This is a genomic window from Desulfosporosinus nitroreducens, from assembly GCF_023897015.1.
Classification (GTDB): domain Bacteria; phylum Bacillota; class Desulfitobacteriia; order Desulfitobacteriales; family Desulfitobacteriaceae; genus Desulfosporosinus; species Desulfosporosinus nitroreducens.
The window spans coordinates 15,843-28,742 of record NZ_JAMHFY010000030.1; the positions used below are offsets into that span (position 1 = coordinate 15,843).

The following is a 12,900-nucleotide window of genomic DNA, read 5'->3' on the forward strand; positions in this document are numbered from 1 at the left end:
GGGGCTTTTCTCTTTTCAAAGATTAACCTCATATTAAGGCCAGACATGCACGACCAGCTCGAAGCAATATAAATCGTTAATATGAAAGCGAGTGATTCGCAATAAACCTAGATACAATGCATTAGATGCCCTATATTACGCTCTCAGGATTCTCAGGGTGATAATCAGTTCAGTGCCTTTATGGATATGGCCTATTTTGATAGTGCTCTTAATAATCATCAATTGGAAACCAAAGGCAAGAGCGCAGAGCAGGAGACGAAGAAGTCTATATGATAATCGTTTACGAAAAAAAAGCACCGAAAAGTAATCGGTGCCTGTCACTTTTATGGTGGTAGGAACATATAGTTAGAAACTAGTCCTATATTGCAGGGTTTTGTACAGTGTAAGGTCGCCTCCACCAATCAAACCCTCGAATGTGGTGGAGATACATAAAAATTAGAGCCTTGGGGTACACATGATGTACTTCAAGGCTTTTTTGCATTCTAGAAAGAGATTACGGTTAGACCTAGTCAAAATTAATGTAGAGGGGACAACATTTACAAGCAGACCATTTCCTTGGTATTAATACCTTTGTCAATTGGGAAGTCTTTTATGAAAGCTCAAGCTGGCGTTTGACAGTTAAAAAACCGTAACCCTTGCAGTGCAAGGGTTAGGAAAGTATAAAAATGCGCGTACCACTACATTCTCTTTTTGGAAATTAGCTAATGGTTTGCACTCTTTCTGGTATTTTGGCTCCCACCGCCCTAAATGCAATGTTGGCAGCACCTTGGATTTCAGTCCTTACTAGATGTTCACCTCTTTGACTTTAACTTTAACGACATCTACTTTCCTTAAGGATCGAATGATATCGGTATAGCCGTACTCACTACCCACTTCTTCTAGAAGCTTTTGGAATTTGATCTGCATGACCAGAGCGAGGAAACAGAGCATAATGTGCCACAGATTCGTTTTTCTGTCCAGTGGTATACAGGCCTAAGATCAAGCGTACTTTTAAGGCTTCGGAAGGCTCTTTTAATTTTCCATAAGTCTCTATAGGCAGTGGCTACTTCTTCTGTCGGTAGGCCAGTGTTTGTTTGAATGATGTATTGGCCATCAAAGAGTTCAGCTTGTTTCAGTTTCTCTTCGTTGATGGTGGCAGCTTGGTCTACGACTTTAATATAGCGCTTGTATTCGCTGTTGCCGATTAAGTCTTTTACATTGCCATTCTTTAGCCGAGCGCGAAGTTTTTCCTCAATGTGTTCCCGGACTGCTTTGTCCCGCTTTGCTTCTTCTCCATTGAGGCAGACAATGTAACGATTGTCATTGAATAAAACTTCTTTGACTTTCAAATTATCCTTTCCATCAACCGTAAGATAGGGGGGGCTATCGTTAATAATTTCAGGAGCACTTTTTATGCTGCGCATCCGAACCCCCAGAATATATTGCAAATCGAGCTCTTTAAGAAGATCTAGAGTTCGTTACCCATCATTCCACGGTCGCCAACAACAATGACCCTTTGAATTAGAATTGCAACCCAAAAAGAATCGTAAATTTTCCCCTAATATAAGCATAATAAATAAGAGTTAGGAAATTATAAAAAGGCAAGAAGAAAAAGGGAGTGTTAACAATAGTAGATCTAATGGATAAATTCCAAAAGATAGCTGATATCGGTAAGTCAGCCAGGGAAAAACAAAGAATTATCAATGTGGTAGAAGTTTTTTATATTTGGGATGTTTTAGTCACCAAGTTGGATGCCTTGGAAACCATTCAGATTTTTGAATATATGATTAAAGATAATGATTTGACACTAATAAAAAATAGGGTTAAAGAAGGCCTTCTTGCAGGAATTGATGATATGGAAGCATTAATGCGAGATTACGATTTGCCTTTTCCCATGAGGCCACCAGCAGACGTTAGTTCGACAGTTCAAATCGAGATCGTTAGCGACAGGGACATTTTCCAAATGTTATATGAAGTTATTGCAGCATTTTTTCCTATTCTGGGCATCGGTTTTATGCAAAGTACTACTCCTGATGTCAGAAAAGGATTAAAGAATCATTTACTCCTAACTATAGAATTACAAGAAATGCTGGTTGAATACGGCAAATTAAAAGGTTTTTTAAATCAACCCCCTGTCTATCGTCCATAAAATTTTAAATTAGAGGTTGATGTCATGAAGATATTGAAGTACATTAAAGAAATCTCTGAAATGGACAAGTCTCTCAGGGATAAGCAAAGAACTATTAATGTAAGCGAGGTTTACCATCTCTGGAATCATTTGATGCAGAGATATAACGTCATTTATATAACTAATCTTTTAAACAGTTTCGTTAAAGATGATGATTTAAAATTAGTCCTTAAATATGGCATCAAGACTCTTACTAAGCATACAAAATTATTAGAAAAAGAGCTTTTGAACTATGGCATTCCTTTACCTCTCAGGCCACCAAAACAAACCCAAAAGACGGTAAATTTCGAGCTCATATCGGACAGGCAGATATACAGACGGATACTAAGAGGCATTCAGGCCTTTTTACCGGTTCATACCATGGCCTTTATCCACAGTACGTCGCCTAAAATCAGGGATTTGTTTTTGTCTTTTATGGGTGAAGAAATGAAAATATATGATATGTATCTTGAATATGGTAAAACCAAGGATTATTTATTAAGACCACCTATCTACAAGCCTTAGTAGGAAATAAAGGACGATTTGTTTTCATGCAAACCCTCAAGGAGCAACTCAAGATGCTACTGGAGGGTTTTTCATAAGATTATCTAAGAAAAGTATGAGTCTATAGCAGGGATTCAGTATGTTAATCACTTTAAGTTTAAAAAACTGTTTGATTATTATGAAAGGTATTCGGATTTTGAAGGGATGCTCTACGGAAGTAGCTCATATTATAGAGACCATATTTTTCACTCGATACGAACATGGCTGCTAGGAGTGTTTTTTCTAATATGCAATCAGTGGCAGCGATTTCATAGATAGGCTAAATTGCTGATTTCCTATTGCATGATTACTCATAAGCGGCTCAATAATATTTGTGAACATTAAACGTTATGCAATTTGTCCGCAGTTGCAAAATCGGAACAAATAAGGCGCATATTTCATTCCGATAATCGGAATTAAACAAGCGCCTTTGCTCCCAGAGAAACCTATTCATTCTTGCTTAATCGCTTCAACGCGTCATGCCACTTCCACCCGATTTTTCCTACATGCTTTATTTCAGTAATAGTGGGCGATGTATATGAATATTTCATCATAGCTTTATTGATTTGGGGGCATTCATTTTTATCGCGTTTGCTATGGCCCCTGTCAAGCCTATCCCAACAGCGGAAATGAGTACTATTTCGGAAGACGGAATATCTCTGGTCCATGGCATGATCATCATATGAGAGCGCACACCACTTACAGAATAATTGCTATCTCCCACAGTTACAAAACCTTTCATACGATAAGTATAGGGCGCAATGGAATTTAGAAAACCCTGAAGTTCTTTCATTGTAATAGATAGCAGAACCTTGATGATAAATGTCTGAGGCCTGTTTTCCGGGGTATTGGTGCTGTCTTGGCTCGCCGATTTTGAGGGCTGCAAATTCATCACTAATTTATTGATATCGATATTGCAGTAACTGGTAAAATATATAGGGGCATGGGTATTGGCATTCCGTACTTCAGCCTGGATTTCGGCCTTAATTGCGGAAGAAATCAGATCTTCTTTGTTTACAAGAACAACCCCCGCCTGGGTCAACTGGTTCTGTACTGCCGGAAGAATGTTGTTCAATTCGAGAAAAGCTTCGCCGTCCAAAATACATATAGAACCTGAATAGTGGTATGAATGAACAGTGTATTTCTCGATCACCTCCAAAATCTGCTGCATGTTACCAGGATCAGCCAGTCCGGATGCTTCGATAAACAGATATTCGAAGTTTTGGGACGACATATCGATAAGAGCCTTGATAAAGTTCTCCTTGATGCAGGAGCAGAATATTGAGCCGTTGGATAACTCGCGCATAATAATTCCGTCATTTTCCAGCACACGGGCATCGATATTGATTTCACCGAATTCGTTGACGATAACCCCCACAGGGCTGTCCTTATAGTAATGAAGCAAGCGCTCCATAAGCGTGGTTTTTCCCGTACCCAGAAAGCCTGTAAGCAGGATCAGTTGTGTCATAAAGCATCATTCTTTCATCAGACATTTTAATCAGCACATTCTCATTTGTTGTGCTTAGCATTGTAACGTTTGGTTATCTCAGCGATCAATTCGTCTCTGTCAGGAATGATGGAAATGTACACACTTTCCCCGTCAATGCACATAGTGGGAAGATTTTTCAATCCCATTTTAGCGGTTCTGGCAATGTCCTCTTTAATAAAATACTTATATACAATATAGTCAGCCATATCTTTAATCTCATCAAAAATATCGGTTACACTTTTCACCATATAAGTGCAGGCGGCACATTGTTCCGGATCCAGCGTGAACAGTTCGATATATACTTTATCCATGCCTGAGTAATTGGGAATCTCGATTTCAATCTGGTCAAAGTCGCTTACGGAATAGTTGACAACCATTGCACGGGCCTCATCAGGATGATGGACAGCCAAAGCACAGGCAACTGTGTTTTCCAGAGGTACATCATATGGCATGTCACAGCCGGGACTGATTATGAGGTTCTGTTTGTTGTCGATGCTGTCGATCAAATCCAGAACGCCCTTTATATTATCTTGTTGGGTACCAAAAAGCATGGTGGTTGTCAGCGGAATGTTACCACTCAGCGCAATGTTATAACGATCCGTAATCGCTTTGGCGGAAACCATATCGACGTTTTCGTCGACCGCCATGGAATCCGGATGGGTCTCACACATCACTTCTATTTGGTAAGAAGCATTCCCGCACACAAAGAAGGAAGACTTTACACCCTTCAAACGGATATAATCAAAGACAGCTTTGAACGGCTCGTGCATCAGATTTGCAAATACCTTCGGAGAAATTTGGCTGACCAACGGGTCGACAACAGCGATCACATCCATTCCAGCATTAATATATAAGTCGGCCATTTTCTGCGCATACTCGGCACAAAAGGACGTGAGCTGTACGACGTAATCAGGATCTTTTCTAATATCTTTAAAGAAGTCGCTCCCGCGAAGATGCGAGGCGAGTGTCAATGGTCCGCAGATCAAACCGTAAAGGGCGGTTTCATTGCCAATTTCTTCTTTCATTACGTGCATTGCTTCCAAGACAACGGGTATCCGACCAGATTCCGGTGTCGGGAATTTGCATTTACAGGGAATCCCTTTTTCTTTGTCGAACAGATGAGACACAACAGAGGGGGGGTTGTAATCAGCCCACATAAGCTCACAACCAAGAATTTCGGCTTCTAGTTGCAAGTCAAACGTAATTGGCATACCGTCCGGTTGATAAAGCTTGTATACTTCCCGCAGACTTTCGATCAATTTGACGGAATCAGTTAAGACCTCTCTTCCTGAATAACCTTTTAGTTTTCCTGCATGGACACCCGCGAAAGGAATCCAGGGAAGCTGTCCGTTAGTATCCTCGTGATTCAACACCTTCATTAGCAATTCTTTACCCATTTTTGTATCCTCCTGACGTTTTGAAATAATTCATCCACCGAACCCCGGGTCAAATGCAGGGTTTTGTATACAAAGAGACGCTTCTGATAAGCTGGTAAAGCGTCTTTGTCTTTGCTGTGACGAGTTACTTGTTGATTTTAAAGAAGTATAAATCATGGTCTAAAAATTGTGAAGCTACAATTTGAAAGGATTTTCAGGATACAATTTCTTCGGCGTTGAAATCGTCCAAAGTGCATTCTTCATTGACTAAGTGAAAAAGCTGCATTGTTTAATCGACAGACACAGACCGTTAGGAATTGTATCCCGAAAAAATTCTAAAATTGTATCTTTGATGCTGAGGAACGGTATCTTATAATTTGCATATAGATTCGGCACATGAGACGGACGAGACGTAGTAATAAGCAGACAATGGAGTCGCAAATACTTATGACTCCTTTTTTTATTTTCAATTATAGCTTTTGGGAGTATTGCTCGCAGTAAAACAATCTTGTGTCAATCAATCATATTGTTAGCTTGCTTGTAATGAGTCAGTATTCTAGCAAAAGAAAATTTTATCAAAGGAGGAGAAACACACTTGAGCCAAGATATTTATGAAAAACTCAAAAACTCGATTGTGGAAATGGACCCCGATTTAGCAGAAGAAGCAGCTAAAGAGGCTATTGAAGCAGGCCTTGATCCGTTGGAGTGTATCAGCTTGGGCCTCTCGAAAGGCATGGCGGTTATGGGTGACTTGTTCGATGAAGGCGAGGCTTTTGTTCCTGATTTGATGATGGCTTCCGAGGCATTCGAAACCGCTGTCAATATCTTGACGAGTTCAATGTCTGCCGAGGAGAAAAACAATGCTTCCAGTGGTAAAGTAATTATTCACACTGTGCAGGGCGATATTCACGATATTGGCAAGAACATAGTAAGTACAATGTTTGCGGCAAACAACTTTGAAGTATTTGACCTTGGACGCGACGTGCCGGTTTCGTTAGTTATCGAAAAGGCTGAAGAATACGGCGTGGATCTTATCTGTGGTTCCGCCCTTATGACGACAACAATGGCGTCGATGAAGGAAATTATCAATTCTCTCAAGGAAGACGGAATTCGTGATAAATACATCGTCATGTTCGGAGGCGCTCCCGTATCTGCAAAGTGGTGTAATGAAATCGGAGCAGACGGTTACACCGATACGGCTTCAGAGGTAGCTTCAATGGCAAAAGACTTGATTGCAAAGAAAAGAGGCGCATAATCAATGAATGCAATAGGGAAAAACGTTACGGTGTTTGACGTATATGATCGCGCAAAGAGCGGACCCAAAATGAACGAAAAAGATTGGGATTTCAAATTAATACCGCAGACCGCCCGAAAATTAAAAGATAAATACGGAATAAAAATGGACAAAAAAACAATTATTCCGGAGGACAAAGAACTTATAGATAAGCTGTTTAAGGCAGGTTTGGAGATGCTGGTTGAGTGCGGCATTTATTGCATGGATACCGGACGGGTAATCAAGTACACAAAGGATGAGGTGCTACATGCCATTAAAGCCGCACCGGACCATTTCACGTACGGTGAAGGCAAAGAGGCTATAAATGTGGTGCCAAGGAGTTATGATTCGCCGAAAGCTCCCGTTATTCAGGGTGGCCCAACTGGTTCTCCCTGTTCTGAGGAACTATTCCTTGCAATCCACCAGTCATATGCACAAGAACGGATCATAGATGCGATGGTTGACGGTGTGTTGCAGACTGTCATGGGTAAGGACCCGTCGCCCGGTTCTCCGTGGGAGATAATGGCTGTGCGTTCAGAGGCTTTACAAGTGCGCGAGGCACAGCTCAGAGCCGGACGCAAAGGCATGGGAACGTAGGGCAATGAGACATCATTAAGTGCCGCAGGGGTCATATCTGCTGACTTTGAAGGCGGCATGAGGCCATCTGATTCTCATGAGGTTTCTCAGCTGAATGAGCTCAAAATCGACGTAGGTGCGTTGGTTGTTGGAGCACATTACGCTACAGCTGGTGTAAACGTAATGGTAGAACAGATGCCTATCTTCGGCGGATACGCAGGTGGCCTGGAAGAGACCACAATCGTTGATGTCGCTACAACTTTAAACTCATTTGTAATGTTACAGGCCACCTGGCATCTGGATGGGCCGGTGCACGTGCGCTGGGGCATAACAACGACGAGAGAGGCTCTTGCCGTTGCTGGTCACGCAGCTCGTGCCATTGAAGAGAATACCCATCTGATATTGGGAAATCAGTATTACACTTTAGCAGGTCCCTGCACAGTCATGTGCTTACTGGAGACGGCAGCTCAGGCTATTACGGATACAGTCAGCGGACGAGAGATCTTGTCCGGTGTCGCTGCCGGTAAAGGTGTCGTCACCGACCTCTTTACCGCCATGGAAGCCCGTTTCATGGGTGAAGTAGCACATGCAGTTGCGGGAATGGATCTTCATGAAGTAAACATTCTGTTGGACAAACTAGTTTCCATGTATGAAAAGGATTATAAAACGGCGCCTGCGGGGAAAACCTTCCAGGAATGCTATGATGTAAAGAAACTGGTTCCGACCGAGGAATATATCAAGGTTTACGATGAAGCTGTTAAAATTATGACTGATTTAGGCCTGACATATTGGAATGACTAATTTCAATCAGGCATAACTACTATTACTGTATTAATCTGTCGGCAGTCTGTGGGTTTTACGCTTATTGACTCAGGGTAGTTCGTAAGTTCGATCTGCGGACTGTTGGCAGATGACTATATGGAGGGTGGATCGTAGTGATCTTACGGACTCTAAATCCGTACAGCCGGGTGCGACTCCGGGACTCTTCGCCATAATGGATTCCGGTATATAGGTGTCTGGAAAGTCTAAACATTCTGGTATGTCTCATTGAAGTATGTTTAGCACTTGCGGATTCCTATATTTTTTTGTTGAAAAATGTATATTAAAATTCATACGTTTGGGGATGGTGCTTATGTTATGTTCGCTTGTTTTTCTGCCTTTTGGCAGAAGAGTAAAGATACAGGAAGGAAAAAGTTAAGTAGGAGGCTTACGGAATGCTTGAAACAATATTTAGGAAATGCCATCGAGGAAATCAAATATCCTTCGAGGAAATTGTCTACCTATTGAGCCGGACGGATGAAAGTGAAATAGAACAGATTTTTGCGACCGCAAGAAAGGTACGGCAAGCCGTATTCGGGAATAAAGTCTTTTTATATAGTTTCGTATATTTTTCAACGTACTGTCAGAACAGTTGCACGTTTTGTTATTTCAGAAAAGAAAACCCCAATTCTCCACGGTATCGCAAAACATTGCAGGAAGTGGTTAACATAGCTGTGGAATTGAAGAAGTCCGGAGTGCATTTGATTGATTTGACGACGGGAGACGATACGTTTTATACAGAACATCCGAAAAGACTGGCCTCAATTGTGAAAGCCGTAAAAGACGAAACCGGTCTGTCTATCATGGTATCACCGGGAGTGCTGGACCAGCACGGTTTGGAGTTGATCGAGCGGGCGGGGGCCGATTGGTATGCGTTGTATCAGGAGACACATCAAATACCCTTGTTTGAACAGCTGCGGCAAGGGCAAAGTTACGAAAAACGGATGATTGCAAAACGATATGCCAGAGACCTGGGGATGCTCATTGAGGAAGGCTTGTTGACCGGAATCGGAGACACGTTAGAGGACAGGGTTCATTCGTTTAGAGTGATGAAAAGACTGGGAGCAATGCAAATGAGGACTATGACCTTTGTCCCGCAAGAGGGAGCACCGTTTGAAGGTGCGGGGAGTCAGGGATATCAAAACGAACTGATGAATATCGCGGTTATGAGGTTGCTATTCCCGGATGTATTGATCCCGGCATCCATGGATATAGAAGGGTTGGGTGGCCTTGAAAAGCGACTGATGGCTGGGGCGAACATCGTGACCTCCATCATTCCGCCTATGAAGGGGTTCGCGGGCGTTGCAAACTGTAACTATGACATTGATGAGGGCAGCCGTACGGTGGCGGGGATTCAGAATACATTGAAGAAATGTAATTTGGAGAATGCCACGGCACAGGAATATAGCCGTTGGGTTGCGGACAGAAGAACTATAGATATAGCATGCATCTAAAAATGTGCAGATGATTTCATTCGCAGTTAAGGTGGGGATTCCATGATAAACATACTGGTCATCGGTGCGAAATTGCAAGGAGTTGAGGCAATATATCTGGCGAAAAAGGCCGGGTATCATGTTACGGCTTTGGATCATAATGCGGATGCTCCCGGCAGAGATCTGGCAGACGAATTTGTCAAAGCGGACGTCTTTGATGAAGAAGAGATGCTCCCGCTGTTTTTGAAAGCGGATGTCGTACTGCCGGCAATAGAGGATCATGAAGTCATTGTCAAAGTGGACGAGTACGGAAGAAAAATGGGCACTAAAGTCATGTTTGATGTGAATGTGTATAATATTTCCCGTTCCAAACATCGCTCTATTGAACTTTTTCAAAAAAACCGACTTCCGATACCCGCAATATATCCAGATTGTGTATTCCCTGTTATTTTAAAGCCGGACGGGGAAAGTGGCAGCAAGCATGTAAAGAAGGCTTATTGTCGTCGAGAGGTAGAAGAATACCTCGAAACGCATAAAAACATTCATACTGTAATTCAGGAATATTTGGAGGGCGCCTCTTATTCTCTGGAAGTGATCGGGGACGGAGAACATTTTTATTTTCCGCAGATTACAGAAGTTATAGTAGACGACGAATATGACTGCAAACGAATCGTTGCTCCTGCCAATATGGAAGCGCAGGAAAAGCAACAGATGCTGGAGATCGGTCAAAGGCTGGCGGAAATCCTGAAAATTAAGGGCATTTTCGACATTGAAGTGATCAGCCAGGCAGGAAAACTGAAATTACTAGAGATCGATGCAAGGCTGCCAAGCCAGACCCCGATCAGTGTATATCATTCAACGGGGATGAATATGGTGGAAATGATGACCGAGCTGGCATTAGGAAACGCCGAGAGCATCCGGATTCTTCCGGCAAAACAGGTTTGTCTGTACCAGCAGATACAGGTTTGCGACGGAAAGATCAAAGTCACAGGAGAACATATCATTGGGTCTTGCCGCCAATTGAAGATTCGCAAAGGATTCTTTGGATGCATAGAAGCTATCACCGACTATGAAGAAGGCAGCAGGGACTGGAAAGGAATTATTATCGTCACCGGGGAAACCGAACAGCAAGCGCACGAAACATTTCTCATGTTTATTCAGCAATTGAAGAAAGGGTTGGGGATCGAGGACTGGGAGTTTATTGAATGATGAGAGGAGTAAGGACGTATGTCGAGACTGCTGGAATCTGATATCAATTTGATTGAAACACAACTTCAGGATTATGAAGATCTGTTTATCAGACAAACAGGCTATACCATGGAGGAAATTGCTCAAAAAGCGGTCGGTTTAACGGAAAATACAAAGAGAATCAAGACCGCCGTAATTTCGGTTACGAGCGGACTGGGCATTATCACCGGATTTTCACAAGCGGTGGGAGCCATTCTTCGTCACTGCCGGGTGGAAACGTTGATTGCGGAGAAAACGGACGTTGCCGGTCTCCAACAAGCGTATCGGTCAAAATGCGGGATCGCATTTCTTGCCGACGATTGCGTGTGCGCGGCATTTGGGATTGGGAGTGCCGTGCACTCCGACAATGGCTGGGCTACGGGAAGGGGCTTTGCAGCGGCGATCATCGAGGCTATGAGGAAACAGGGGATAAATCCTCTGCAGGAACGCGTGCTGATAATCGGAGCCGGCCCGGTGGGACAAGCGGCGGCCCATTACATCGCAGAACAACATGCGATACCAGTAATCTGCGATTTGGACAATAATAAAGCGGCTTGCTTGGCAGCAACTTTGGAGCATTCCGCATGGATTTCTTCGCCGGCTCCAATCCATCAGTTTACCTATATCATCTATGCCGGTACGATAGGTGATTTTATTACGGGAGAAGACGTGACCCCAAAAACAATCATTGCGGCACCGGGTATGCCGTGCGGAGCGACGGCTGCAGCCAGAGAAAAAGCCACCGTAATACATAATCCATTGGAGCTTGGGATCATAACCATGTATTTTGATTGTATGAAACAGTTAGAGGATTAAGATATGGAGCAAAAAATAAAGGAAATCAAAAAACAAAAAGTCGTAAGGTATATCTTCAAAAATCAGAGGCTATTCCAATTGATCAATAAGGTCAAACTATGGCCGTCGCGTTCCGGAACGCTTCACGGTGTAAAATCATTAGAAAATAGAGGTAAGACCATGGTGGTGACGACACACTGTGGAGAATCCTTTGTCGCGTGGGATTCGAAAAATAGCCGGAGCGCAAGATGGCTACGCAATCGTTGGTGTAAAAATCCCTGTAAAAAGTGCAAGATCCCGGAATGGAAACTGACGAAATATTCCCAGACGGTATTTACGGATGCCAGAAAATAGGTGACGGTATGAGTATAGAATTTACGGAAACTCAAAAAAACCGATTGACAGAGTTGGGCATCAAAAAGGAAACTGTATTTCGGATGTTTGAAACGGTCAATGAAAGAGAACAGACCTATAAAATAGTGGAAAAACAGGCGGCGGTAAAAAACAAGGCCGATTTAAAGTACCTGTTGGAACAGAGCCGCAAACCGGCACTTTGCCGATTGCAGCAGGAATTGGCGGATGCACTGTGTGAAAAAGGGTTTACCCAAGTGACGACCCCTATCATAATCTCGTCGATGGCCCTAGAGAAAATGACGATTGACAAGAACAACCCTCTGCACGAGCAGGTGTTCTGGCTGGATCCCAAGACCTGCCTGCGCCCAATGCTTGCACCGAATCTTTATGAAGTTTCCAGAAAGATATTGACCAGCCAAAAGCTGCCACTTCGTATTTTTGAAATTGGCTCTTGTTTCCGCAAGGAATCGGAAGGTAACTCTCATTTGAAAGAATTCACCATGCTCAATCTGGTCGAGTGGGGAACACCGGAGGAAAACAGAATCGACCAACTAAAACAATTTGCAGACCTGGTGTTAAAGGCAGCCCGAATCGACGACTATTCTCTCCAAGAAGAGGACTCGGTCGTTTATGGCGTTGGGCTTGATGTGGTAAGCAGAGACGGATTGGAGCTGGCATCTACTGCTATGGGGCCTCATCCGCTGGATGACAAATGGAGAATCACGTGTTCCTGGGTCGGCATCGGATTTGGTTTGGAACGATTATTGATGCACAGGGAAAAGCAGAGTGGCATCCAGCGTTATTCGAAAAGCAATGTTTTTCTGGATGGTGTTTGTTTAAAGATAAAGTGATACTCTGTTTCGATAGAA

General features: G+C 43.0%; 10 protein-coding genes and 2 pseudogenes. 9 read left to right on the forward strand and 3 right to left on the reverse strand.

Annotated elements, in window-relative coordinates; translation table 11 throughout:
- Positions 1–697: 697 nt before the first annotated feature.
- Positions 698–1,501 (reverse strand): annotated as a pseudogene (locus M8E35_RS22260) (IS1634 family transposase); the annotation flags it as partial.
- Positions 1,502–1,597: 96 nt separating this feature from the next.
- Between M8E35_RS22260 and M8E35_RS22265 the strand changes: the two are divergent.
- Together M8E35_RS22265 and M8E35_RS22270 are read left to right on the forward strand one after the other, a co-directional pair.
- On the forward strand, positions 1,598–2,128 hold the full coding sequence (locus M8E35_RS22265) for a DUF3231 family protein (RefSeq protein ID WP_252472624.1): 531 nt from the start codon (positions 1,598–1,600) through the stop codon (positions 2,126–2,128).
- 24 nt (positions 2,129–2,152) lie between these two features.
- Positions 2,153–2,671, forward strand: a complete 519-nt coding sequence (locus tag M8E35_RS22270; RefSeq protein WP_252472636.1) for a DUF3231 family protein — start codon at positions 2,153–2,155, stop codon at positions 2,669–2,671.
- A gap of 568 nt (positions 2,672–3,239) precedes the next feature.
- On the opposite strand, the gene M8E35_RS22275 is transcribed toward M8E35_RS22270, so the two are convergent.
- On the reverse strand, positions 3,240–4,157 hold the full coding sequence (locus M8E35_RS22275) for a CobW family GTP-binding protein (protein WP_252472638.1): 918 nt from the start codon (positions 4,155–4,157) through the stop codon (positions 3,240–3,242).
- A 41-nt stretch (positions 4,158–4,198) separates the two neighbouring features.
- Entirely contained in the window at positions 4,199–5,575 is a 1,377-nt protein-coding gene (locus M8E35_RS22280; RefSeq protein ID WP_252472640.1) for a uroporphyrinogen decarboxylase family protein, read from the reverse strand.
- Between the two features lie 574 nt (positions 5,576–6,149).
- Here M8E35_RS22280 and M8E35_RS22285 point away from each other — a divergent pair.
- The 7 genes and pseudogenes from M8E35_RS22285 to pylSc all read left to right on the forward strand — a co-directional run bounded on the left by M8E35_RS22285 (position 6,150) and on the right by pylSc (position 12,882).
- On the forward strand, positions 6,150–6,809 hold the full coding sequence (locus M8E35_RS22285) for a cobalamin B12-binding domain-containing protein (protein ID WP_252472642.1): 660 nt from the start codon (positions 6,150–6,152) through the stop codon (positions 6,807–6,809).
- 3 nt (positions 6,810–6,812) lie between these two features.
- Positions 6,813–8,204, forward strand: a pseudogene (locus M8E35_RS22290) (monomethylamine:corrinoid methyltransferase).
- 413 nt (positions 8,205–8,617) lie between these two features.
- On the forward strand, positions 8,618–9,676 hold the full coding sequence (gene pylB, locus M8E35_RS22295; RefSeq protein ID WP_252472644.1) for a methylornithine synthase PylB: 1,059 nt from the start codon (positions 8,618–8,620) through the stop codon (positions 9,674–9,676).
- Between the two features lie 42 nt (positions 9,677–9,718).
- Positions 9,719–10,864, forward strand: a complete 1,146-nt coding sequence (gene pylC / locus M8E35_RS22300) for a 3-methylornithine--L-lysine ligase PylC (protein ID WP_252472646.1) — start codon at positions 9,719–9,721, stop codon at positions 10,862–10,864.
- 18 nt (positions 10,865–10,882) lie between these two features.
- The gene (pylD, locus tag M8E35_RS22305; protein ID WP_252472648.1) at positions 10,883–11,698 is read left to right on the forward strand and encodes a 3-methylornithyl-N6-L-lysine dehydrogenase PylD; all 816 of its coding nucleotides are present in this window, start codon (positions 10,883–10,885) and stop codon (positions 11,696–11,698) included.
- A gap of 3 nt (positions 11,699–11,701) precedes the next feature.
- Positions 11,702–12,031: a pyrrolysine--tRNA(Pyl) ligase small subunit gene (gene pylSn, locus M8E35_RS22310; protein WP_252472650.1), complete on the forward strand. Its 330-nt coding sequence runs from the start codon at positions 11,702–11,704 to the stop codon at positions 12,029–12,031.
- Positions 11,980–12,882 carry a pyrrolysine--tRNA(Pyl) ligase large subunit gene (gene pylSc, locus M8E35_RS22315; protein ID WP_252472652.1) on the forward strand — a complete coding sequence of 301 codons (903 nt, stop codon included), beginning with the start codon at positions 11,980–11,982 and terminating at the stop codon, positions 12,880–12,882. Before pylSn ends, pylSc begins: the two co-directional genes overlap by 52 nt.
- Positions 12,883–12,900: the final 18 nt, after the last annotated feature.

Excerpts from the sequence above, each read along its gene's own strand:
- pylD (WP_252472648.1), top strand. The coding sequence starts at position 10,883 with ATGTCGAGACTGCTGGAATCTGATATCAATTTGATTGAAACACAACTT.
- M8E35_RS22280 (WP_252472640.1), bottom strand. The coding sequence starts at position 5,575 with ATGGGTAAAGAATTGCTAATGAAGGTGTTGAATCACGAGGATACTAAC.
- pylB (WP_252472644.1), top strand. The coding sequence starts at position 8,618 with ATGCTTGAAACAATATTTAGGAAATGCCATCGAGGAAATCAAATATCC.
- M8E35_RS22275 (WP_252472638.1), bottom strand. The coding sequence starts at position 4,157 with ATGACACAACTGATCCTGCTTACAGGCTTTCTGGGTACGGGAAAAACC.
- pylC (WP_252472646.1), top strand. The coding sequence starts at position 9,719 with ATGATAAACATACTGGTCATCGGTGCGAAATTGCAAGGAGTTGAGGCA.
- M8E35_RS22270 (WP_252472636.1), top strand. The coding sequence starts at position 2,153 with ATGAAGATATTGAAGTACATTAAAGAAATCTCTGAAATGGACAAGTCT.
- pylSc (WP_252472652.1), top strand. The coding sequence starts at position 11,980 with ATGGAAACTGACGAAATATTCCCAGACGGTATTTACGGATGCCAGAAA.
- pylSn (WP_252472650.1), top strand. The coding sequence starts at position 11,702 with ATGGAGCAAAAAATAAAGGAAATCAAAAAACAAAAAGTCGTAAGGTAT.